This window comes from Streptomyces sp. NPDC005281, assembly GCF_040607495.1.
Taxonomy (GTDB): Bacteria; Actinomycetota; Actinomycetes; order Streptomycetales; family Streptomycetaceae; genus Streptomyces.
This window is the reverse complement of sequence record NZ_JBEXGX010000005.1, coordinates 213,874-235,862: the sequence shown is the minus strand read 5'-3', so window position 1 is coordinate 235,862 and position 21,989 is coordinate 213,874. Positions and strand designations below refer to the sequence as shown.

Sequence of the window (21,989 nt, the reverse complement as noted above, 5' to 3'; positions counted from 1 at the left end):
CCACCCCACCTCGACGTCAGTGAAATGTCACACCCTATTGAGAGGGATGAGCACCTCATGACCGTCACCCCCGACAGCCGGCGCCCGTGGCGCGGAGTCCTCGTCGCCACCGCGCTCCCGCTGAACGACGACCTGTCCGTCGACCACGGCCGGTACGCCGAGCACTGCGCCTGGCTGGTCGAGAACGGCTGCGACGGCGTCGTACCGAACGGATCGCTCGGCGAGTACCAGGTGCTCACGCCCGAGGAGCGGGCCAAAGTGGTGGAGACCGCCGTCGCGGCGGTCGGCGGGTCCCGGGTGATGCCCGGTGTCGCCGCGTACGGCTCCGCCGAGGCCCGCCGCTGGGCCGAGCAGGCCAGGGACGCGGGCTGCGGCGCCGTGATGCTGCTGCCGCCCAACGCCTATCGCGCGGACGAGCGTTCGGTCCTCGCCCACTACGAGGAGGTCTCCCGGGCGGGCGTCCCCGTCGTCGCGTACAACAACCCGATCGACACCAAGGTCGACCTGGTGCCCGAACTCCTCGCGAAACTGCACGCCGCCGGATTCGTCCAGGCGGTCAAGGAGTTCTCCGGCGATGTGCGCCGCGCGTACCGCATCGCCGAACTGGCCCCGGAACTCGATCTGTTGGTCGGGGCCGACGACGTCCTGCTCGAACTCGCCCTCGCGGGTGCCAAGGGCTGGGTGGCCGGATACCCGAACGCGCTCCCCCGGGCGAGCGTCGAGCTCTACCGCGCGGCAGTCGCCGGTGATCTCGACACCGCGGGCAAGCTCTACCGGCAGCTGCACCCGCTGCTGCGCTGGGACTCCCAGGTCGAGTTCGTCCAGGCGATCAAGCTGTCGATGGACATCGTCGGCCGCCGTGGCGGGCCGGTCCGGCCGCCGCGGGTCCCACTGCTGCCGGGACAGGAGGCCACCGTGCGCGATGCGACCGACCGTGCCGTCGCCGCCGGTCTCGCCTGACCGGGCACCGACCCACCCCGCCATCCCGCCGTCCACCGACCCGAGCCGGGCGCCGGCCCACCCGCCGTTCCCGCCGTCCACCGACACCACCGAGGAGTCCCATGCGCAGCAACCTCGTCCTGCACGCCGTCGACTCGCACACCGAGGGCATGCCGACCCGGGTGATCACCGGTGGGATCGGTACGGTCCCGGGCTCGACCATGAACGAGCGGCGGCTGTACTTCCGGGAGCACCGCGACGACATCAAGCAGCTCCTGATGAACGAGCCGCGCGGCCACGCGGCGATGAGCGGTGCCGTCCTCCAGCCGTCCACCCGTCCGGACTGCGACTACGGCGTGATCTACATCGAGGTGTCGGGCTATCTGCCGATGTGCGGGCACGGCACGATCGGTGTGGCGACCGTGCTGGTGGAGACCGGCATGGTCGAGGTCGTCGAGCCCGTCACCACGATCCGGCTCGACACCCCGGCGGGGCTCGTCGTCGCCGAGGTCGCCGTGGAGGACGGCGCGGCCAAGGAGGTCACGCTCAGGAACGTGCCGTCCTTCGCCGTCGGGCTCGACCGCAAGGCGACACTCGCCGACGGGCGCACGGTGACGTACGACCTGGCCTACGGCGGGAACTTCTACGCGATCCTGCCGCTGGAGGAGTTCGGCCTGCCCTTCGACCGTTCCCGCAAGGACGAGATCCTCGCGGCGGGACTCGCGCTCATGGACGCGGTCAACGCCGAGGACGAGCCCGTACACCCCGAGGACCCGTCGATCCGCGGCTGCCACCACGTCCACCTCTACGCTCCCGGGGCGACGGCCCGTTTCTCCCGGCACGCGATGGCGATCCACCCCGGCTGGTTCGACCGCTCACCCTGCGGTACGGGCACCAGCGCGCGCATGGCCCAGCTGCACGCCCGGGGTGAACTCCCGCTGGACACCGAGTTCGTGAACGAATCCTTCATCGGGACGCGGTTCACCGGGCGGCTGCTCGGCACCACCGAGGTCGCCGGGGTGCCCGCCGTGCTGCCCAGCTTCACGGGACGTGCCTGGATCACGGGGACCGCCCAGTACCTGCTCGACCCGACGGACCCGTTCCCGGCCGGGTTCGTCCTGTGAGCGGTCCCGGGCCGGGGCGTGGATACTGGAGGCCGCAGTAACACGTGACATGGCACAGAACAGCGGTGCGGCAGGACGACCGCGCACCGGCCCGTACGAGGAGACCTCGATGACCGCGCAGCGCAGCAGCGCACCCTCAGCCGCTCCCGACCTGCCCACGCTCGGGGGCAGGAGGAGCAGCTACCGCGAGCGGGTGGCCGACGCGCTGCGCGCCGCGCTGATCGCGGGTGAACTGCGGCCCGGCGAGGTCTACTCGGCACCGACGCTCGCTGCCCGGTTCGGCGTCTCCGCGACGCCGGTCCGCGAGGCCATGCTCGACCTGGCCAAGGAGGGGCTGGTCGACACGGTCCCGAACAAGGGGTTCCGGGTCACGGAGGTCTCCGAGAAGCAGCTCGACGAGTACACCCACATCCGCTCGCTCATCGAGATCCCCACGGTCGTGCGGCTGGCCGCCACGGCGGACCCCGTATCGCTGGAGGCGCTGCGTCCGGCCGCCCGGGAGATCGTGACAGCGGCGGCGGCCGGCGATCTCATCGCCTACGTGGAGGCGGACATCCGCTTCCACCTCGGTCTGCTGGCCCTCGCGGGAAACGCCCATCTGGTCGAGGTCGTCGGCGACCTGCGCAAGCGATCACGCCTGTACGGGCTGGACGCCCTGGTCCGGGCGGGCCGCCTGGAGGCATCCGCCCGGGAGCACCTGGAACTCCTCGACGCCCTCCTGGAGCGCGACGAGCGAGCCGTGCACGCGGTGATGACACGCCACCTGGGCCATGTCCGCGGAATGTGGGCGGCTCACTGAGAAAGCCGTCGCACTGGGTGAGCGGCGTACTGAGAAAGCCCACCCCGTTGTGCCCGGTCGGTGCGCTGAGAGCTTCCCCATTGCGGGGCGGTGGCCGAGGAAGTCACCCCGTTGCGAGATCCGTCCGCTGAGGAAGCCACCCCCCTGCGTGAAAGGCGTACTGAGCGGCCGACCCGGTTGCGAGCGTGAGGCCCCCGGTCGCGGCTCCCGGCGCCTGGCCCGCCCCGCGAACGCACCAACCGCCCGACGTTTTACGCAAGCAGCTTGCATTTCTTGCGCTATTCTTGCGCGTATGACGCGACGACTTGCTCAGGTGGCGAAGAAGGTCGGGGTCAGTGAGGCCACGGTCAGCCGAGTGCTCAACGGCAAGCCGGGTGTCTCCGACTCCACCCGGCAGGCGGTCCTGTCCGCCCTGGACGTCCTCGGCTACGAGCGGCCGACGCAGCTGCGCGGCGAACGCGCCCGGCTCGTCGGCCTGGTGCTGCCGGAGCTTCAGAACCCGATCTTCCCGGCCTTCGCCGAGGTGATCGGCGGAGCCCTCGCCCAGCTGGGCCTCACCCCGGTGCTGTGCACCCAGACCAAGGGCGGGGTCTCCGAGGCCGACTACGTGGAACTCCTGCTCCAGCAGCAGGTCTCCGGGGTGGTGTTCGCCGGCGGCCTGTACGCGCAGGCCGACGCGCCGCACGACCACTACCGCCGGCTCGCGGACCGCAATATCCCGGTGGTGCTGGTCAACGCCGCCATCGAGCACCTCGGCTTCCCGTGCGTCTCCTGCGACGACGCCGTCGCGGTCGAGCAGGCCTGGCGTCATCTCGACTCGCTCGGTCACGAGCGGATCGGACTCGTCCTCGGCCCCGGCGACCACATGCCTTCGGGCCGCAAGCTCGCGGCGGCGCGCGCGCTCGCCCCGGAGCTGCCCGACGCGTACGTGGCAAGGGCGATGTTCTCGCTCGAGGGCGGTCAGGCCGCGGCCACCAGGCTGCTCGACCAGGGGGTCACCGGCATCATCTGTGCCAGCGACCCGCTCGCGCTCGGCGCCGTACGGGCCGCCCGCCGCAAGGGGCTCGGCGTCCCGGGAGACATCTCCGTCGTCGGGTACGACGACTCCGCCTTCATGAACTGCACCGAACCCCCGCTGACCACGGTCCGCCAGCCCATCGAGGCCATGGGGCGCGCCGCGGTGGAACTGCTGAACGCGCAGATCGGCGGCAGCAGCGTGACCGCCGAGGAGCTTCTGTTCGAGCCGGAGCTGGTGGTGCGCGGGTCGACCGCTCAGGCGCCCCGCGGCTGAGCGGTCTGGCCGAGGGGGTGTACCGGGGTCCATGACTCCGGTTCGCAACCACCTGCAACGGAGACCCCCAACCGCTGTCAGATAATTACAGATTCTGCGCGACATCTTGCGGACAGATGTCGACGGTGCTTGAGTGTGCGGCGCCAGAACACGGCGGCACGCCCGCCGTGGGCCTTCCTCGCTCCAGCCCGAAGGGGTCCACCAATGAGAACTACCGGGTTCCGCCGTAGCTTCGTCATGCTCATGGCGTCCTCCGTCGCGCTCACCGCCACCGCGTGCGGTTCGAGCGGCGACGACGATGCGGCCAACGGAAAGACCCGCATCACCGTCAACTGCGAGCCGCCGAAGAGCGCCAAGGTCGACCGCTCGTTCTTCGACGCCGACACCAAGGCGTTCCAGAAGGCCAACCCGGACATCGACGTCGTGATGCACGACGCGTTCCCGTGCCAGGACCCCAAGACCTTCGACGCCAAGCTGGCCGGCGGTCAGATGGAGGACGTGTTCTACACGTACTTCACCGACGCCAAGCACGTCGTCGACGTCAACCAGGCCGCCGACATCACGAGTTACGTCAAGGACCTCAAGAGCTACAGCACCATCCAGCAGCAACTGCGCGACATCTACACCGTGGACGGCAAGATCTACGGCGTCCCGCGCACCGGCTACTCGATGGGCCTCATCTACAACAAGGCGCTCTTCAAGAAGGCCGGCCTCGACCCCGAGAAGCCCCCGGCCACCTGGGAGGAGCTGCGCGCGGACGCCAAGAGGATCGCCGCGCTCGGCAAGGGCACGGTCGGTTACGCCGACTACAGCGCCCAGAACCAGGGCGGCTGGCACTTCACCGCCGAGGTCTACTCGCAGGGCGGGAACGTCGTCTCCGAGGACGGCAAGAAGGCGAGCGTCGACACCCCCGAGGGCAAGGCGGTCCTGCAGAACCTGAAAGACATGCGCTGGGGCGACAACTCCATGGGCAGCAAGCAGCTGCTGGTCATCAACGACGTCCAGCAGATGATGGGCTCGGGCAAGCTCGGCATGTACCTCTCCGCGCCCGACAACATCCCGATCCTCGTCAAGGAGAAGGGCGGCAACTACAACGACCTCGCCCTGGCCCCGATGCCGGGTGGCAAGGGCACGCTCATCGGCGGCGACGGATACATGTTCAACAAGAAGGACACCCCGGCCCAGATCAAGGCCGGCCTCAAGTGGCTCGACCACATGTTCCTGACGCCCGGAGCCGGATTCCTCGGTGACTACGCCCGGGCCAAGCAGAACAACGCGCCCGTCGGCCTGCCCGAGCCGCGCCTGTTCACCGGCGCCGCCGACGACAAGGACCAGCAGGTCAAGAAGGCCAACGCCAACGTGCCGGTGGACAACTACCAGGCCTTCCTCGACGGCAACCAGAGCCTTCAGATGAAGATCGAGCCCCCGCAGGCCCAGCAGATCTACTCCGTCCTCGACGCCGCCGTGTCCGCCGTCCTCACCAAGAAGGACGCCGACATCGACCAGCTCCTCAAGGACGCCTCCGGCAAGATCGACGCCATCCTGGCCCGAGGCTGACCTCGTTCATGAAGACCGTATCGAAGCCCCCCGCAGTGCTCCCTCCGGCCGCCGTCGGCGCGCCGGAGGCGCCGCGGTCGGCCGGGCGCCGGACCGGGGGACCATCGCGCCGGCGCCTGGCCGACCAGTTCCGCGCCTACGCCTTCCTCGCCGGCGGCCTGCTCTGCTTCGCCCTGTTCTCCTGGTACCCGGCGATCCGCGCCGTCGTCATCGCCTTCCAGAAGTACACGCCGGGCACCGGCGGCGAATGGGTCGGTACCGCCAACTTCACCCGGGTCCTCCACGACCCGGAGTTCACCGCCGCCTGGCGCAACACCCTCACCTTCACCGTCCTCGCCCTGCTCATCGGCTTCGCCGTCCCCTTCGTGATGGCGCTGGTGCTCAACGAACTGCGGCACGCCAAGGCGTTCTTCAGAGTCGTGGTCTATCTGCCGGTGATGATCCCGCCGGTGGTCAGCGCCCTGCTGTGGAAGTGGTTCTACGATCCCGGAGCCGGCCTCGCCAACGAGGCGCTGCGCGCGCTGCACCTGCCGACCTCGAACTGGTCCAACGGTGCCGACACCGCCCTCGTCTCGCTGGTCATCGTCGCCACCTGGGCCAACCTCGGAGGCACCGTCCTCATCTACCTCGCCGCTCTCCAGGGCATCCCGGGCGAGCTGTACGAGGCGGCCGAGCTGGACGGCGCCAACCTGCTCCAGCGCATCCGGCATGTGACGATCCCTCAGACGCGGTTCATCATCCTCATGCTGATGCTGCTTCAGATCATCGCCACCATGCAGGTGTTCACCGAGCCGTTCGTGATCACCGGTGGCGGACCAGAGGACAGGACCGTCACGGTGCTCTACCTGATCTACAAGTACGCCTTCCTCTACAACGACTTCGGCGGAGCCTGCGCGCTGAGCGTCATGCTGCTCGTCCTGCTCGGCGGCTTCTCCGCCCTCTACCTGCGGCTGACCCGCTCCGAAGGGGAGGGCGCATGAGCACCCGCACCCTGATCTCTCCGCTCACCCTGGGCCGCCCGCGAGGCAAGGCCGTCTACTGGACCGTCTTCTGCGGCGTCGTCCTGCTCTTCGCGCTCGCCTTCCTCTTCCCCGTCTACTGGATGGTCACCGGCGCCATGAAGTCGCCGGACGAGGTCACACGCACGCCGCCCACCCTGCTTCCCGACCACTGGCACCTGAGCGGCTACACCGACGCGTGGGACCTGATGGACCTGCCCACCCACCTGTGGAACACCGTCGTCCAGGCGACGGGCGCCTGGCTGCTCCAGCTGGTCTTCTGCACGGCCGCCGCCTACGCCCTGTCCAAGCTGAAGCCGGCCTTCGGCAAGGTGATCCTCGGCGGCATCCTCGCCACCCTCATGGTCCCCGCGCAGGCCCTGGTGGTCCCCAAGTACCTGACCGCCGCCGACCTGCCCGTCCTGCACACCAGCCTGCTCAACTCCCCGCTCGGCATCTGGCTGCCCGCCGTGGCCAACGCCTTCAACCTCTATCTCCTCAAGCGCTTCTTCGACCAGATCCCGCGTGACGTCCTGGAGGCGGCCGAGATCGACGGCGCCGGCAAGCTGCGCACCCTCTGGTCGATCGTGCTGCCCATGTCCCGGCCCGTCCTCGGAGTCGTGTCGATCTTCGCCCTGGTCGCCGTCTGGCAGGACTTCCTCTGGCCGCTGATGGTCTTCTCCGACACCGACAAGCAGCCCATCAGCGTGGCGCTCGTCCAGCTGTCGCAGAACATCCAGCTGACCGTGCTCATAGCCGCCATGGTGATCGCCAGCATCCCCATGGTCGTGATGTTCCTGGTGTTCCAGCGGCACATCATCGCCGGGATCAGCACGGGCAGCACCAAGGGCTGACGCCCCTACTCGATCTCCTCGAACGAAAGGCAACGCACCGTGGGACAGCCCCGCCCTGCCCGAAATCAGTCCGCGTGGTGGCGTTCCGCCGTCATCTACCAGGTGTACGTCCGCAGCTTCGCGGACGGCGACGGCGACGGCACCGGCGACCTCGCGGGCGTCCGCGCCAGACTCCCGTACCTCGCCGAACTCGGTGTGGACGCACTCTGGTTCAACCCCTGGTACCTCTCGCCCCTGGCCGACGGCGGCTACGACGTCGCCGACTACCGCACCATCGACCCGGCCTTCGGGACCCTCGCCGAGGCCGAGAAGCTCATCGCCGAGGCCCGGGAACTGGGCATCCGCACCCTGGTCGACATCGTGCCGAACCACGTATCCGACCAGCACCCCTGGTTCCGGGCGGCGCTGGCCGGCGGCCCGGAGCGCGACCTCTTCCACTTCCGCCCCGGACGCGGCGAGAACGGCGAACTCCCGCCCAACGACTGGCCGTCCCAGTTCGCCGGGTCCACCGAACCGGTGTGGACGCGGCTGCCCGACGGCGACTGGTACCTCCACCTCTTCACCCCCGAGCAGCCCGACCTCAACTGGGCGCACCCGGCGGTCCGCCTGGAGCACGAGGAGATCCTGCGCTTCTGGTTCGAGCGGGGAGTGGCCGGGGTGCGCATCGATTCGGCCGCGCTGCTGGCCAAGGACCCCGACCTGCCCGACTTCGTCGAGGGCCGCGACCCCAACCCGTATGTCGACCGCGACGAACTCCATGACATCTACCGCTCCTGGCGGACGGTCGCCGACGCCTACGACGGCGTCTTCGTCGGCGAGGTCTGGCTCCCCGACTCCGAGCGCTTCGCCCGCTATCTGCGCCCCGACGAACTGCACACCGCCTTCAACTTCTCGTTCCTGTCCTGCCCCTGGGACGCCGGACGGCTGCGGACCTCCATCGACGAGACCCTCGCCGAACACGCCCCCGTCGGAGCGCCCGCCACCTGGGTGCTGTGCAACCACGACGTGACCCGCACGGTCACCCGCTACGGCCGTACGGAAACCGGCTTCGACTTCACGGCCAAGGCCTTCGGCACCCCCACCGACCTCGCTCTCGGCACCCGCCGGGCCCGCGCGGCGGCCCTGCTCTCGCTCGCCCTGCCCGGCTCCGTGTACCTGTATCAGGGCGAGGAACTCGGCCTGCCCGAGGTGGAGTTGCCGCGCGAGAGCATCCAGGACCCGATGCATTCGCGCTCCGGCGGCACGGACCCGGGCCGCGACGGCTGCCGGGTCCCGCTGCCCTGGACGGCCGGCGAGCCGTACGCCGGGTTCGGCGGCGATCCCTGGCTCCCGCAGCCCGCCGACTGGCCCGCGTACGCGGCCGACCGCCAGGTGGACGACCCCGCCTCCATGCTGAGCCTCTACCGTGCCGGGCTCCGCGTCCGCCGCACAGAACCGGGCTTCGGCGACGGCCCGCTCGGCTGGCTGTCCGCGCCGGAGGGCGTCCTCGCCTTCACCCGCGGGGACGGACTGCTCTGCGTGGTCAATCTGGCCGACGGACCGGTCGAGCTGCCGCAGCACTCCCGACTCCTGCTCGGAAGCGGCCCGTTGGACGCCGACGGCTTCCTTCCGCCGGACACGGCGGTCTGGCTGCGCGCCTGACCGGCCGTTCCGCCGCAGAGCTCCCCGCGGGGCTTCACCGAGGCGGGGGCGCATCCGTCGGCATGCCCGGTTCCCCGCGTTTCGCCGCCTGGATCTGCTCGTACACATGGGTCCGCAGCTCGGCGAAGCGCGGGGCGACCCGGGTGTTCAACTGGTCCCGCTCCGCAGGCAGATCGACCTTCAGCTGCTCCCGCACCACGGTGGGGGAGGCCGAGAGGACCAGAACCCGCTCACCCAGGTAGACGGCCTCGTCGATGTCGTGCGTCACGAACAGGACGGTGATCCCGCGCTGCCGCCACAGCCGGCGCACCAGATCCTCCAGATCGGCCCGGGTCTGCGCGTCGACCGCCGCGAACGGCTCGTCCATGAGCAGGACTTCGGGCTCGTACGCCAGGGCCCGCGCGATGGCCACCCGCTGCTGCATCCCGCCCGACAGCTGCCACGGATAGGCTCCCGCGGCATCGGCCAGGCCGACGGACTCCAGCGCGTCGGCGACCAGTTCCCCGCGCCGCGCCCTGCCCAGATTCTTCTGCCGCAAAGGGAGCCCGACGTTCTCGCCGACCCGCATCCAGGGGAACAGGCTGCGCCCGTACTCCTGGAACACGAACGCCATGCCCGGCGGGGGGCCGCTCACCCGCCGGCCCCCGAGCAGCACCTCGCCCGATGTCGGTGCCAGCAGGCCCGCCACGCATTTCAGCAGCGTGGTCTTGCCGCACCCCGACGGGCCGACCAGACAGACGAGTTCACCCGGGTCCACCGTGAAGGTGAGATCGCGGACCGCCTCCACCCGGCGCCCCGACCCCTCGTAGACCTTCCGCAGTCCGGATACGACCAAAGACGCGTGCATGGACCGCCCTTTCGGATGCGTCACGGGGACCGCCTGGAGGAGTCGCGCAGACCGTGGTACCAGCCGAGGAACCGGCGTTCGACCAGCTGGAGGACGACCGAGAGGAGAAAGCCGAGCAGGCCGAGGACGAGGATCCCGGTCCACATGTCGGGGATCGCGAAGCCCCGCTGGAACTGCACGATGGTGAAGCCGAGTCCGTTGCTGGCCGCGAACATCTCGCTGATGACCATCAGGATGATGCCGACGGACAGCGCCTGGCGAAGTCCGGCGAAGATCTGCGGGCCGGCCGACGGCAGGACGACGTGCCGTATCCGGGCCGGTCCCGTGACGCCGTACGCGCGGGCCGTCTCGGACATCACGGAGTCGACGGCGCGCACGCCCTCGATGGTGTTGAGCAGGATCGGCCACACGCAGCCGCTCGCGATCACGAGGACCTTCATCGTGTCCCCGATGCCCGCGAACAGCATGATGACCGGAACGAGGACGGGCGGCGGCACCGCCCGCAGGAACTCGAGGACCGGTTCGCACACCGCCCGCACCTTCCGGTACGAGCCGATGACCGTCCCGACGCCGATCCCCACGACCGCGGCCGACGCGTAGCCGGCGAGCAGCCGCAGCAGGCTGGGCACCAGGTCGGCGTGGAGCCGCGCGGGGGTCCAGACGTCGGGGAACGTCCTGAGGATCGTGCGCAGCGGGGGCCAGTAGACGTTGCGGCTGCCGTCCGAGGCGAGCCACCACACGAGGAGCAGCAGCGCGGGGAGCGCGACGACGAACAGCGCTCGCAGCAGGAAGCCGCCCCACGGGTTCGGCCTCGTCCGCCCGGCCGGGACGTCCGTCACACCGTCACCTCCCCGCGCACCGACTGGTGCCAGGCCAGCGCATGCCGCTCCACCGATCGCGCGCCCACGTTGATCAGCAGCCCGAGCAGACCCGTGACCACGATCAGCGCGTACATCTCGGGCACCGCCTGGGAGCTCTGGGCGACGGCGATGCGCGCTCCCAACCCCGGTGCTCCGATGACGAGTTCGGCGGTAACCGTGAGGATCAACGCGACCGCCGCGGCGAGCCGGACCCCGGTCATGACGTAGGGGAGCGCGGTCGGCCACAGCACATGACGGACCCGGGCCCAGGGCCCGAGCCCGTACGAGCGGGCCGTCTCCTCCGCCACCGGGTCGACGTCCCGCACCCCGTACATGACCTGTACGAGGACCTGCCAGAAGGACGCGTAGACGACCAGCAGGAGCACCGACCTCAGTTCGGTGCCGTAGAGGAGGACGGCGAGCGGGATCAGGGCCACGGAGGGGATGGGCCGCAGGAACTCGATCGTGGAGGCCGTCGCCTCGCGAAGATACGGCACGACCGAGACGACCACCCCCACCACGATTCCCGCGCCGACGGCGATCGCCAGGCCCAGCGCCCAGCCCGTGAGGGTGTCGCCGAGATCCGTCCAGAAGGCCTTGTCGGTGATCTCGTCGCCGAGGGCCCGCGCGATGCGGCTGGTCGGTGGGAAGTACCGCTCCTTGACGACACCGAGCCGTGGCACCGCCTCGCCGAGGGCGAGGAAGGCCGCGAGCCCGGCGGCGCCCAGCGCGGCGTTCACGGACCGTCCGGCGGAGCCGCCGCCGCGCGGTGACTTCGCCGTCACGGCAGCAGCTTGTCCAGATCGGGTGCCGACTTGAAGAGGCCGTCCCGCTCGCCCAGCTTCTCCAGCGTCTCGATCGAGGCCCGGTTCGCCTCGGCCGGCCACTTGGGCAGGGTCACCTTCGCCAGTACGGCCGCGGGGATCGTCGTGTACGTGGTGACGATCTGCCGGACCTCGTCCGGGTGGGCGTCGGCGTAGGCGAGGGACTCCGCCGTGGCGTCCTCGAAGTTCTTGACCACGTCCGGGTGCTGCTGCGCGTACTGGTTCGAGGTGAAGTACATGGCGACGGTGAGGTTCTTCGCCACGTCGACCAGGGAGGAGGCGATCTCGGTCGCGCCCTGGCTCTTGACGGTGGCGAGCGCGGGCTCGACCACCATCGCGGCGTCGATCTGGCCGCTGTCCAGGGCCGCGGGCATCTGGTCGAAGGCGAGCTCGACGAACTTCACCTTGGACGGATCGCCGCCCGCCTTGCGCACGGACTCGCGCACGGCCGTCTCGTTGATGTTCTTCAGCGTGTTGACGGCGACCTTCTTGCCCTCCAGGTCCTTGGCCGACGTGATGGCGCTGCCCTTCTTGACCGTGATGGCGCCGAAGTCCGCGCCCGCCACGCCGGTCGAGGCGACACCGTTCGCGATCGCCTTCACCGGAACGCCGTTGGACTGGGCGATCATCAGCGACGTCACATTGGAGAACCCGAACTGGAACTGGCCCGAGACGACACCGGGGACGATCGCCGCGCCGCCCTGCGCGGTCGTCATCGACAGGGTCAGTCCGTGCTTCTTGTAGAAGCCCTTCTTCTGGCCCAGATAGACGGGGGCGACATCGACGATGGGGATGACCCCCAGCTTGACGTCGGTGGTACCGCCGGACGAGGAGTTCTTGTCCGAGGCACCACCGCCGTCGGACGAACCGCAGGCCGTCGCGGCGACCATCAAGGCTCCGACCGCGATACCGGCGAGCAGACGACGCATGGCTCCTCCTGTGCAGACGAGAGTGTTCCGACAGGGCGTGCGCACACCGCACAATGGTGCTCAGCGCGAAGGTAGAACCCTGTCCCTGCCGGGTCAATGGCCTTGGCTGACAATATTGTTGACAGTTATCGAAGTGTGCTCCCGCCCCGGGTGGAGAGCACTCCGTGCGTCCCTCTGGAGGCGACGATGCCTGCGGCAGACCGAGCGCCCCACTTCGTCCGGTCCTTCGAACGCGGACTCGCCGTCATCCGCGTCTTCGGCCCCGACCGGCCCGAACTGACACTCAGTGAGGTCGCCCGCGGCTGCGACCTGACCCGCGCGGCGGCCCGCCGGTTCCTGCTGACCCTGGTCGATCTCGGATACGTCCGCACGGACGGCCGCGTCTTCAGGCTCACCCCGCGCGTCCTGGAACTGGGCTACGCCTATCTCTCCGGCTTCACCCTCCCGGAGATCGCCCGGCCCCATCTCGAGCAACTCGTCTCACGCATAGGGGAGTCGAGCTCGCTCTGCGTCCTCGACGGGGACGACATCGTGTACGTGGCGCGGGTCCCGACCCGGCGCATCATGACGGCGACGATCACCGTCGGGACCCGCTTCCCCGCCCATGCCACCTCCGTGGGCCGGGTGATCCTCGCGCACCTCACGGACGAGGAGATCGACACCCGGCTGAAGCGGGCCGAGCTGCGCCCGCTGACCGCGCACACCATCGTCTCGCCGGACCTGCTGAGAGCGGAATTGGTCCGGGTGCGGAACCAGGGATACGCCGTCGTCGAGCAGGAGTTGGAGGAGGGACTCCGCTCGGTCGCGGCTCCCGTGCGCGACCGGGACGGCGCCGTGGTGGCGGCCGCGAACATCCCCGTGGCCGCCGGCCGCAACAGCGTCGAATCCGTCCTGCGCGACCTGCTTCCCCACCTGCTGGAGACGGTCGCGCGGATCGAGCGGGATCTGGCGGTCACAGGTCCAGGACGAGTCGTTTCCCGAGACAGCGGGACACACAGATGAGCATGGTCTCGCCCGCTTCCCGCTCCTCTTCCGTGAGCACCGAGTCCCGGTGGTCCGGGGTCCCTTCGAGGACGTCCGTCTCGCAGGTTCCGCAGGTGCCCTCGGTGCAGGAGTGGAGCACCTCGACGCCGGCGGCGCGCACGGTGTCGAGGACGGAGACGCCGGGGGCGACGGTGACCGTGCGCCCCGACCGCCCCAGGACGACCTCGAACTCCGTCTCCCCGCCCGTCTCCTCGTCCCTGACCCGGTCCTTCGGCCGGAACCGTTCGACGCGCAGCAGCGCCGTCGGACAGCGTTCCTCCACCGCGTCGAGCAGTGGCCCGGGGCCGCAGCAGTAGACGAGGGTGCCCCCGGGGATCCGGCCCAGCACGGAGGCGAGGTCGAGCAGTCCCGCCTCGTCCTCGGGGACGAGGGTGACCCGGTCCCCGTACCGCCTCAACTCCCCGGTGAACGCCATGGAACCGCGGGCCCGTCCGCCGTACAGCAGGGTCCACTCGGCGCCCGCCGCCTCGGCCGCGGCGAGCATCGGCAGAATGGGCGTGATGCCGATACCGCCCGCCACGAAGCGGTAGCGCGGGGCGGGCACGAGCGCGAAGTGGTTGCGCGGCCCGCGGACACGGACCGTGTCGCCCTCGCCCAACCGGCCGTGCACATGGGCCGATCCGCCACCTCCGTCCGGCTCCCGCAGCACCGCGATCCGCCACGAGCCGCGGTCCGCGGGATCACCGCACAGGGAGTACTGCCGCTCCAGGCCCGGCCCGAGCACGACATCGATGTGGGCGCCCGGCTCCCAGGCGGGGAGTTCGGCGCCGAGCGGATGCCGCAGGCTCAGGGCGAGCACGCCCTCAGCCGCGAACTCCATCCGCTCGACGACGAGTTCGGCCTCGTACACGTTCTCGCGGGCAGGCCCGGTCACCGCACCCTCTCCACCGGCTTGTCGCCCTCCTCGACCAGGCGGGCCAGAATGCGCCGGGCCGCGAGGCCACCGCTGTCGATGCCGATGCTCAGCTCCTGGTAGCCGGTGCGCTCGCAGGACAGGGCTTGCTGGAGGAGGTTGAGCGCGTCGACGTCCTGCATCACCACGGTGTGGTTCAAATCCCGCATGAAGGCGCTGACTTCGTCGTCCGAGCGGGCGAAGTCGCGCGAGACCGCCCAGAAGTCGTAGACCTCGCCCTCGGCGGACGGCGTGATGGCGTACGTGATCTCGGTGTGGAAGGCGTTCGGGTCACTGCCGTCCGCCTCCGGGAGCACACCGGCCGGCGCGATCCTGCTGTGCAGCAGGTAGAGGCACGGCGCGTGGTACTCGATGTCCTGCCAGCGTGTGATGCGGCCCTCGATCCCGGTCGAACGGGCGTAGAAGGGCGGGCACTCGGCGTCGTCCATGCGCCGGGAGACACGCACGATTCCGGCGCCCTCGTCCACCTCGGTGGCGATCGGTGTCTCGGCGACCTCGGGCGTGCCGATGTAGCCGCCGTGCAGATACGTCTCGTGCGAGAGGTCGAGCAGGTTGTCGACGAGGAGTCCGTAGTCCGCGCCGATGGGTTCCATACCGCTGACCGTCGTCCAGTCGGGCGAGTCCATGTGCGGGGCGCGCGGCACGGACGCGGGATCGGCGAGCGCGGGGTCGCCGATCCAGACCCAGACGAACAGGTCCTGCTCGACGACCGGGTAGGAGGCGACCCGGGCGGTGCGCGGTATCCGTTTCTGCCCGGGCACGTACACGCACGTGCCGGTCGTGTCGTACGTGAACCCGTGGTAGCCGCACACGATCCGGTCACCGTCGAGCCGGCTCCGCGAAAGGGGGAAGCGCCGGTGCACACAGCGGTCGGAGAGCGCGACGGCCACCCCGTCCTCCTCGGTCCGGTAGAGCACGAGCGGCTCGCCGAGGACGGTCCGTGCGACGAGTTCGCGCCCGACCTCGTACGTGTAGGCGACGACGTACCACTGGTTCCTGGCGAAGGCGGTTGCGTGCGGCATGGCGTTCCCGTCCCTGAGAGCGGGGCGCCCTCGCCCCGCGTGCCGTGGTCGCCATCAGCGTCGTGACGCCCGCGGACGCCCGGCAAGGCGGCTTCCGCCAGGCGGAAGGGTTCGTGAGGAGCGCTGTGCGAACGGTGACGCCTCGACGCTGCCGCCCCGGTCGTGGCCGGTGTCGTGATCGGCGTGTTCTCCCTGTTCGGCGCGGTCGACCAGGGGCCTGTGGCGGGGGATCGGAGGTGCTCGGGCGCTTTCGTGCCGACCGCCGGCCGGAACCGTTCGCTTGGCGTACCGCCGACCTTCACGCAAGGGACAGAGGGCCCTTTCCTGACGTTCGGTGCGCTTGGAAGACTCCCTTCGCGCACGTTCCATCAACCTCCGGGCCGAAGCGCCCGTCAGGACGAGAGGTCACCCACCCATGCCTCAAGTGAATCGGCGTCGGTTCTTTCAACTCGCCGGCGGGACAGCGGCGTTCACCGCGCTGTCCAGCAGTGTCCAGCGCGCGGCGGCTCTGCCGGCGCACCGCCGTTCGGGAACGATCCAGGATGTCGAGCACATCGTCGTCCTGATGCAGGAGAACCGTTCGTTCGACCACTACTTCGGCTCGATGAGAGGCGTCCGCGGCTTCGGCGACCCCCGTCCGGCGACCACGACGGGCACCAAGCCGGTGTGGTACCAGTCCGACGGCACCAAGGACGTCCTCCCGTTCCACCCGGAGGCGGACGACCTCGGTCTCGCGTTCCTCAAGGACCTCCCGCACGGCTGGAGCGACGGCCACGCCGCGTTCAACAAGGGCAGGTACGACAAGTGGGTCCCCGCCAAGTCGGCCACGACGATGGCCTATCTGACGCGTGACGACATCCCGTTCCACTACGCGCTGGCCGACTCGTTCACCGTCTGCGACGCGTACCACTGCTCGTTCATCGGCTCGACGGACCCCAACCGCTATTACATGTGGACGGGGTACACGGGCAACGACGGCAAGGGCGGCGGCCCGGTCCTCGGCAACGACGAGGCGGGGTACGGCTGGACGACGTACCCGGAGCGGCTGGAGGCGGCCGGGATCTCCTGGAAGGTGTACCAGGACGTCGGCGACGGGCTGGACGCGAACGGCTCCTGGGGCTGGATCCCCGACGCCTACCGGGGCAACTACGGCGACAACTCGCTGCTCTACTTCAACCAGTACCGCAACGCCAAGCCCGGTGACCCGCTGTACGACAAGGCCCGCACCGGGACCGACGCCCGCAAGGGCGAGGGCTTCTTCGATCAGCTCCGGGCCGACGTGCAGGGCGGCACGCTGCCCCAGATCTCCTGGATCGCCGCTCCCGAGGCCTTCACGGAACACCCCAACTGGCCCGCCAACTACGGCGCCTGGTACATCTCGCAGGTGCTGGACGCGCTGACCTCCGACCCGGAGGTGTGGAGCCGGACGGCCCTGTTCGTCACGTACGACGAGAACGACGGCTTCTTCGACCACCTGGTGCCGCCCTTCCCGCCGCAGTCCGCGGCCCAGGGCAGGTCCACGGTCGACGTCGGCCCGGACCTCTACACCGGCGACGCGAGCCACGCGGCCGGACCGTACGGACTGGGCCAGCGGGTCCCCATGCTCGTCGTCTCGCCCTGGAGCAAGGGCGGTTACGTCTGCTCCGAGACGCTCGACCACACCTCGATCATCCGGTTCATGGAAGCCCGGTTCGGGGTGCGCGAGCCCAACATCTCGCCCTGGCGGCGCGCCGTCTGCGGCGACCTCACCGCCGCCTTCGACTTCGCCCGCAAGGACACCGAGCCCGCCGTGCTGCCGGCCACCGACGGCTACCGGCCGCCGGACGGCAACCGCCACCCCGACTATGTGCCGACCCCGCCCGCGAACCCCTCCCTGCCCCGGCAGGAGCGCGGCTCGCGCCCGACCCGCCCGCTCAAGTACGCGCCCCTCGTGGACGGTTCGGCGGACACCGCGGCCGGCACGTTCACGCTGACGTTCGGCTCCGGCGCCAAGGCAGGCGCGGCCTTCCTCGTGACCTCGGGCAATCGCACCGACGGCCCCTGGACGTACAGCACCGAAGCGGGCAGAACCATTTCGGACACCTGGAACTCGGCCTACTCCGGCGGCTCGTACGACCTGACGGTGCACGGTCCGAACGGCTTCCTGCGCACCTTCAAGGGGGCGGGCAAGGTGGCCGGACCCGAGGTCACCGCCCGTCACACGGGCTGTGACGTGGAACTCACCCTCGTCAACAAGGGCGCCGCCACGGCGACGCTCACGCTCGCGAACGGCTACGGCGGACAGTCCCAGGTCTTCCGGGTCCGAGCGGGCGCGACCGTGAAGCACACGGTGGATCTGCGGGCGAGCGCGTGCTGGTACGACCTGAGTGTGGTGAGCGACGGTCAGGCGGGCTTCTTGAGGCGATTCGCCGGACATGTCGAGAACGGCCGGCCCGGCGTCAGCGACCCGGCCCTCATCACTGTCTGATGGGTCCACAACTGGCCGTTGTTTTCCGGCCGCGTCACGGTAGGGTGCCCCGGTGACCACGCATTCGAACACTCCTGCAGGTTGGTACCCGGACCCGAACGGGAAGCCCCAGACGCAGCGTTACTGGGACGGCTCGCAGTGGACCGACCAGGAGGCTCCGGCCGCACAGCAGGTGCCGCACCAGGGGCCGCCGCCCCAGCAGGCCTTCCCTCAGCAGGCCGGCTCAGCCGACCCGCGCGTCCAGCACCAGGTGCAGCAGCAGGCCGGGGTGGCCCCGAGCGGTGCCGGCGGCGGCACGCTGTTCACCGAGCCGGTCCTGGTGGTGAACCAGAAGGCCAAGCTGATCGAGCTGACCAACGAGTACAAGGTCATGGACCAGCAGGGCAACCCGGTCGGCTCGGTCGTCGAGGTCGGGCAGGGCGTGTTCAGGAAGATCCTGCGCCTCGTCTCCAGCCTCGACCAGTACCTGACGCACCGGCTGGAGATCCGTGACCCGCACGGAGTGCCGCAGCTGCTGCTCACGCGCCCCGCGAAGATATTCAAGTCGCGGGTGATCGTGACGCGTCCGGACGGTTCGCCCGTCGGCGAGATCGTGCAGCAGAACATGATCGGCAAGATCAACTTCGCGATGAACGTCGACGGCCAGAAGGTCGGCGCGATCAAGGCGGAGAACTGGCGGGCCTGGAACTTCGCGATCGTCGACCAGTCGGACAAGGAGGTCGCCCGGATCACGAAGACCTGGGAAGGCCTCGCCAAGACGCTGTTCACGAGCGCGGACAACTACGTCCTCCAGATCCACTTCCAGCTCCCCGAGCCGCTGCTGAGCCTCGTTGTCGCGACGGCGCTGACCGTCGACACGGCGCTCAAGCAGGACGCCCGCGGACTGGGCTGACCGGCCACGGTCCTGGCCAGCCGGCCAAGGGCGTACGGACGTACGGAAGGGCGGTCGCGGAACTCTCCGCGGCCGCCCTTCCGGCTCTGTCCTACAAGGACGTCAGCTGGCCCGAGCCGGGCTGTCGTGGCATCAACGAGGGTTCGTACGCCACCGGCCCCGACTCCAGCGCGAGGACCGCGGCGACCGGATGGTCGTCGTCCGTCAGGTCCTCCAGGTGGGCGTCCGCCGACGCCGCGGCCGGCTCGGGCGCGGAACGGGACAGGGTCACCACACCCCACGCGGCGACCGAGGCCCCCGCGAGCGCGAGCAGCAGGCCGGCCGGACCGCCCTGAAGGCGTTCGCCGAGCAGGGACAGCCCGATCACCGAGGCGGCCAGCGGGTTGGCCAGCGTCACGACGGCGAGCGGCGCGCCGAGCCCGCCCTGGTAGGCGGTCTGCGACAGCAGCAGCCCGCCCGCCGCGAAGGCGGCCACGAGCAGGGCCACCACGGCGACCTGCGCGACCGGAGTCGGGTCCGAGCGGTCCGTCGCGGCCACCGTCACGGTCTGGGTGAGCGCCGACGCCACACCCGAGGCGAAACCGGAACCCGTCGCGTGCCGCAGTCCCGGCCGGGCGCCGCGCGTCAGCGCGCCGATGACCGCGGCGGTCGCTCCCGCGACGGCGAGCGCCTGCGGCAGGCTCAGCACCTCGTCGGGCGCGGCCCCCGAAGCCGTGACGAGCAGCGCGGCGAGGCCGGTCAGGGTGAGCGCCGTACCGCGCCACTCGACCACGCTGACCCGCCGTCCGGCCAGCCGCGCGCCCAGCGGCACGGCGGCCACGAGCGTGAGCGCTCCGAGCGGCTGGACCAGGGTGAGGGTTCCGTAGCTGAGGGCCGCCACGTGCAGCAGCGCGGCCGAGGCGTTCAGTGCCACCGACCACCACCAGGCGCCCCGGGCCAGCAGACCCAGCGTGCCCGAGCCCGCGGACCGGGCGGCGAGCCGTTCCTGCGCGACGGCCGCGGAGGCGTAAGCGACGGCGGAGAAGAGGGACAGCACGACGGCGACGAGGGTCGGGTTCATCGTCCCGCTCCCACGAGTCCGGGCAGATCGCGTACGGGGAGCTCGGCCGGCTCGTGGCCGCGGTGCCGTTCCGAGGCCTTCACCGTCCGGTGCGGCGGGGGGACCACGGCGAGGGCGACGCAGAGCAGCGCGGTCGCGACGACCGCGTCGAGCCAGTAGTGGTTCGCGGTGCCCACGATCACCAGCAGGGTGAGCAGGGGATGCAGCAGCCACAGCGCCCGCAGCCGCGACCGGGTCACCGTGATCAGCCCGATCGCGACCATCAGCGCCCAGCCGAAGTGCAGCGACGGCATCGCCGCGAACTGGTTCGCCAGGGCGTCGGCCGCCGGGTGGGCGCCGTACACCGTGGGCCCGTAGACCCGGCCGGTGTCGACGAGGCCCGTCTCGGCGAGCAGCCGCGGCGGCGCGAGCGGGAACGCGAGATGCCCGACCAGGGCGGCTCCGGTGACCAGGGCGAGGACCCTGCGGGCCCACACGTAGTGCGCGGGGCGCCGCAGATAGAGCCAGACCAGGAAGGCCGCGGTGGCGGGGAAGTGGACGGTCGCGTAGTAGGTGTTCGCGAGGTGCACGAGCGTGTCGCTGTGCAGCAGCGCGGTCTGTACGGCGCCCTCGCCCGGCATGTGCAGGGACCGCTCCCATCCCCAGACGCGGTGCGCGTCGGCGAAGGCCTCGTCGGTGCGGCCGGTGGCGAGCAGGCGGCCGGCCTTGTAGACGACGAAGAGCCCGACGACGAGCAGCAGCTCCCGCACCAGCGGCGGGCGGGCCGCGGTGTCGTCCGGGCGAGCGCCCGGACCCGCAGGCGAGGACGCGGGTGAGTGCGGGCGCGCGTGGGCGGCCGCGTCGTGCGACGCGGCCGCGGGTATGGCGGCGTCGGGTGGCTCCGGTTGCGGCGCGGAGTCGGATGCGGGTCGTGCAGGCTCGGTTCGGGAATCCATCCCCGGCCCCCTTGCTGACGGTCTGATGTCGTGCGAAGCGCGGTGAGCCCAGGACAGGATCCACTCGGTTTTCCCTGTACGGGAGAAGTGGATCCTGTCCGAGGCTCATCGATACGGCAGTGTACCGATACGCGAGTGTACCGATACGGATGCGTACCGGTACCCGTGCGTATCGATTACACTTGCGGCAACACCGCACCGGCACGTGCCGGATCGAGCGAGGAGAAGCGCCATGACGTCGCAGGCCGCGGACGGACCTGACTCGGTCGTCGCCTCGCGCCGCTCCAAGATCACGCCCGAGCGTGAGCAGGAGTTCTTCGACGCCGTGCTGGAGCAGATCCGGGAATGCGGCTACGAGGCGCTCACCATGGAGGGCGTCGCCGCCAGCACGCGGTGCAGCAAGTCCACGCTCTACCGGCAGTGGAAGACGAAGCCCCAGTTCGTGGCCGCGGCGCTGCGCAACAACCGCTGTCCGCGGTTCACGGGGATCGACACCGGCTCGCTCGCGGGAGACCTGCGGGCGGCGGGCCGGGCCGCGGGCGAGTGGTCGGCCCGGGACAGCACGCAGTTGCTCCAGGGCCTCGGCAACGCCGTGATGCAGGACAAGGAGCTCCAGCAGGCGCTCCGCGACGCGCTCGTCGAACCCGAGGTCGCCGAACTACGGCAGATGATCACCCGTGGCGTCGAGCGCGGTGAGGTCGACGCCGGTCACCCGGCGCTGGAGTTCATTCCGGCCCAGATGCTCGGTGTCCTGAGGGTGCGCCCCCTGCTCGACGGCCAGTACGCGGACGCGGCGTATCTCACACGGTTCGTGGAGGCCGTCGTGCTGCCGACGCTCGGTCTCACCTGAGTCTCAGGCCACCGTCCGTGGGATGACCGGACGGAGGCCTGTATCGCGCCGCACCGTGGGGACGGGGGCGGCGCACACCCCCCGGCCGGGTGGGGTTCCCCTTGAGCGGAGGGGGGCTCCACCCGGCCGATCCAATTCCACCG

The 21,989-nt window shown here is 70.4% G+C and carries 20 protein-coding genes; 12 read left to right on the top strand and 8 right to left on the bottom strand.

The window, feature by feature from the left end; all coding sequences use genetic code 11:
- Positions 1–57: 57 nt before the first annotated feature.
- The 8 genes from ABZV42_RS10060 to ABZV42_RS10025 all read left to right on the top strand — a co-directional run bounded on the left by ABZV42_RS10060 (position 58) and on the right by ABZV42_RS10025 (position 9,203).
- On the top strand, positions 58–960 hold the full coding sequence (locus tag ABZV42_RS10060; protein ID WP_355982793.1) for a dihydrodipicolinate synthase family protein: 903 nt from the start codon (positions 58–60) through the stop codon (positions 958–960).
- 101 nt (positions 961–1,061) lie between these two features.
- On the top strand, positions 1,062–2,063 hold the full coding sequence (locus ABZV42_RS10055; RefSeq protein ID WP_355982795.1) for a proline racemase family protein: 1,002 nt from the start codon (positions 1,062–1,064) through the stop codon (positions 2,061–2,063).
- A gap of 109 nt (positions 2,064–2,172) precedes the next feature.
- Positions 2,173–2,862: a GntR family transcriptional regulator gene (locus tag ABZV42_RS10050; RefSeq protein WP_355983006.1), complete on the top strand. Its 690-nt coding sequence runs from the start codon at positions 2,173–2,175 to the stop codon at positions 2,860–2,862.
- A gap of 292 nt (positions 2,863–3,154) precedes the next feature.
- Positions 3,155–4,153 carry a LacI family DNA-binding transcriptional regulator gene (locus tag ABZV42_RS10045; protein ID WP_355982797.1) on the top strand — a complete coding sequence of 333 codons (999 nt, stop codon included), beginning with the start codon at positions 3,155–3,157 and terminating at the stop codon, positions 4,151–4,153.
- 204 nt (positions 4,154–4,357) lie between these two features.
- On the top strand, positions 4,358–5,710 hold the full coding sequence (locus ABZV42_RS10040) for an extracellular solute-binding protein (RefSeq protein WP_355982799.1): 1,353 nt from the start codon (positions 4,358–4,360) through the stop codon (positions 5,708–5,710).
- A gap of 8 nt (positions 5,711–5,718) precedes the next feature.
- A complete protein-coding gene (locus ABZV42_RS10035; protein WP_355982801.1) occupies positions 5,719–6,690 on the top strand; it encodes a sugar ABC transporter permease in 972 nt (323 codons plus the stop codon).
- Positions 6,687–7,562: a carbohydrate ABC transporter permease gene (locus tag ABZV42_RS10030; protein ID WP_355982803.1), complete on the top strand. Its 876-nt coding sequence runs from the start codon at positions 6,687–6,689 to the stop codon at positions 7,560–7,562. Before ABZV42_RS10035 ends, ABZV42_RS10030 begins: the two co-directional genes overlap by 4 nt.
- A gap of 39 nt (positions 7,563–7,601) precedes the next feature.
- Entirely contained in the window at positions 7,602–9,203 is a 1,602-nt protein-coding gene (locus ABZV42_RS10025) for a glycoside hydrolase family 13 protein (RefSeq protein ID WP_355982805.1), read from the top strand.
- 34 nt (positions 9,204–9,237) lie between these two features.
- Here the strand turns inward: ABZV42_RS10025 and ABZV42_RS10020 are convergent, their stop codons facing one another.
- Genes ABZV42_RS10020 through ABZV42_RS10005 form a run of 4 tightly spaced genes read right to left on the bottom strand, consistent with a single transcriptional unit; the run spans position 9,238 to position 12,663 of the window.
- Positions 9,238–10,050: an ABC transporter ATP-binding protein gene (locus ABZV42_RS10020; protein WP_355982807.1), complete on the bottom strand. Its 813-nt coding sequence runs from the start codon at positions 10,048–10,050 to the stop codon at positions 9,238–9,240.
- A 20-nt stretch (positions 10,051–10,070) separates the two neighbouring features.
- Positions 10,071–10,838 carry an ABC transporter permease subunit gene (locus tag ABZV42_RS10015; RefSeq protein WP_355983008.1) on the bottom strand — a complete coding sequence of 256 codons (768 nt, stop codon included), beginning with the start codon at positions 10,836–10,838 and terminating at the stop codon, positions 10,071–10,073.
- A gap of 47 nt (positions 10,839–10,885) precedes the next feature.
- Entirely contained in the window at positions 10,886–11,695 is an 810-nt protein-coding gene (locus tag ABZV42_RS10010) for an ABC transporter permease (protein ID WP_355982809.1), read from the bottom strand.
- Positions 11,692–12,663, bottom strand: coding sequence for an ABC transporter substrate-binding protein (locus ABZV42_RS10005; protein ID WP_355982811.1), 972 nt, complete (start codon positions 12,661–12,663; stop codon positions 11,692–11,694). Before ABZV42_RS10005 ends, ABZV42_RS10010 begins: the two co-directional genes overlap by 4 nt.
- 186 nt (positions 12,664–12,849) lie before the next feature.
- On the opposite strand from ABZV42_RS10005, the gene ABZV42_RS10000 reads away from it, so the two are divergent.
- Complete coding sequence (locus ABZV42_RS10000; RefSeq protein ID WP_355982813.1) at positions 12,850–13,665, top strand: IclR family transcriptional regulator C-terminal domain-containing protein; 816 nt, start codon at positions 12,850–12,852, stop codon at positions 13,663–13,665.
- Here the strand turns inward: ABZV42_RS10000 and ABZV42_RS09995 are convergent.
- Positions 13,616–14,527, bottom strand: coding sequence for a PDR/VanB family oxidoreductase (locus ABZV42_RS09995; RefSeq protein WP_356051621.1), 912 nt, complete (start codon positions 14,525–14,527; stop codon positions 13,616–13,618). The two genes, ABZV42_RS10000 and ABZV42_RS09995, sit on opposite strands and share 50 nt — an antisense overlap.
- 50 nt (positions 14,528–14,577) lie before the next feature.
- A complete protein-coding gene (locus tag ABZV42_RS09990) occupies positions 14,578–15,642 on the bottom strand; it encodes an aromatic ring-hydroxylating dioxygenase subunit alpha (RefSeq protein WP_355982815.1) in 1,065 nt (354 codons plus the stop codon).
- Between the two features lie 415 nt (positions 15,643–16,057).
- Here ABZV42_RS09990 and ABZV42_RS09985 point away from each other — a divergent pair, with 415 nt between their 5' ends.
- Positions 16,058–18,109 (top strand): phosphocholine-specific phospholipase C, encoded by a 2,052-nt coding sequence (locus ABZV42_RS09985; protein ID WP_356051525.1) that lies wholly within the window; start codon positions 16,058–16,060, stop codon positions 18,107–18,109.
- Between the two features lie 52 nt (positions 18,110–18,161).
- On the top strand, positions 18,162–19,001 hold the full coding sequence (locus ABZV42_RS09980; RefSeq protein ID WP_355982819.1) for a phospholipid scramblase-related protein: 840 nt from the start codon (positions 18,162–18,164) through the stop codon (positions 18,999–19,001).
- Between the two features lie 91 nt (positions 19,002–19,092).
- Here ABZV42_RS09980 and ABZV42_RS09975 read toward each other — a convergent pair whose 3' ends face one another.
- Positions 19,093–20,061, bottom strand: a complete 969-nt coding sequence (locus tag ABZV42_RS09975) for a hypothetical protein (RefSeq protein WP_355982821.1) — start codon at positions 20,059–20,061, stop codon at positions 19,093–19,095.
- Complete coding sequence (locus ABZV42_RS09970) at positions 20,058–20,996, bottom strand: phosphatase PAP2 family protein (RefSeq protein WP_355982823.1); 939 nt, start codon at positions 20,994–20,996, stop codon at positions 20,058–20,060. The genes ABZV42_RS09975 and ABZV42_RS09970 overlap by 4 nt, the downstream gene beginning before the upstream one ends.
- A gap of 232 nt (positions 20,997–21,228) precedes the next feature.
- On the opposite strand from ABZV42_RS09970, the gene ABZV42_RS09965 reads away from it, so the two are divergent.
- Positions 21,229–21,846 carry a TetR/AcrR family transcriptional regulator gene (locus ABZV42_RS09965; RefSeq protein WP_355982825.1) on the top strand — a complete coding sequence of 206 codons (618 nt, stop codon included), beginning with the start codon at positions 21,229–21,231 and terminating at the stop codon, positions 21,844–21,846.
- Positions 21,847–21,989 lie beyond the last annotated feature (143 nt).

Bases quoted from the DNA above. Each gene is read 5' to 3' on its own strand.
- ABZV42_RS10020 (WP_355982807.1), bottom strand. From the start codon at position 10,050: ATGCACGCGTCTTTGGTCGTATCCGGACTGCGGAAGGTCTACGAGGGG.
- ABZV42_RS09970 (WP_355982823.1), bottom strand. From the start codon at position 20,996: ATGGATTCCCGAACCGAGCCTGCACGACCCGCATCCGACTCCGCGCCG.
- ABZV42_RS10030 (WP_355982803.1), top strand. From the start codon at position 6,687: ATGAGCACCCGCACCCTGATCTCTCCGCTCACCCTGGGCCGCCCGCGA.
- ABZV42_RS10040 (WP_355982799.1), top strand. From the start codon at position 4,358: ATGAGAACTACCGGGTTCCGCCGTAGCTTCGTCATGCTCATGGCGTCC.
- ABZV42_RS09990 (WP_355982815.1), bottom strand. From the start codon at position 15,642: ATGCCGCACGCAACCGCCTTCGCCAGGAACCAGTGGTACGTCGTCGCC.
- ABZV42_RS10005 (WP_355982811.1), bottom strand. From the start codon at position 12,663: ATGCGTCGTCTGCTCGCCGGTATCGCGGTCGGAGCCTTGATGGTCGCC.
- ABZV42_RS10050 (WP_355983006.1), top strand. From the start codon at position 2,173: ATGACCGCGCAGCGCAGCAGCGCACCCTCAGCCGCTCCCGACCTGCCC.
- ABZV42_RS09975 (WP_355982821.1), bottom strand. From the start codon at position 20,061: ATGAACCCGACCCTCGTCGCCGTCGTGCTGTCCCTCTTCTCCGCCGTC.
- ABZV42_RS10045 (WP_355982797.1), top strand. From the start codon at position 3,155: ATGACGCGACGACTTGCTCAGGTGGCGAAGAAGGTCGGGGTCAGTGAG.
- ABZV42_RS10000 (WP_355982813.1), top strand. From the start codon at position 12,850: ATGCCTGCGGCAGACCGAGCGCCCCACTTCGTCCGGTCCTTCGAACGC.
- ABZV42_RS09995 (WP_356051621.1), bottom strand. From the start codon at position 14,527: ATGGAGTTCGCGGCTGAGGGCGTGCTCGCCCTGAGCCTGCGGCATCCG.
- ABZV42_RS10035 (WP_355982801.1), top strand. From the start codon at position 5,719: ATGAAGACCGTATCGAAGCCCCCCGCAGTGCTCCCTCCGGCCGCCGTC.
- ABZV42_RS10055 (WP_355982795.1), top strand. From the start codon at position 1,062: ATGCGCAGCAACCTCGTCCTGCACGCCGTCGACTCGCACACCGAGGGC.
- ABZV42_RS09985 (WP_356051525.1), top strand. From the start codon at position 16,058: ATGCCTCAAGTGAATCGGCGTCGGTTCTTTCAACTCGCCGGCGGGACA.
- ABZV42_RS09965 (WP_355982825.1), top strand. From the start codon at position 21,229: ATGACGTCGCAGGCCGCGGACGGACCTGACTCGGTCGTCGCCTCGCGC.
- ABZV42_RS10060 (WP_355982793.1), top strand. From the start codon at position 58: ATGACCGTCACCCCCGACAGCCGGCGCCCGTGGCGCGGAGTCCTCGTC.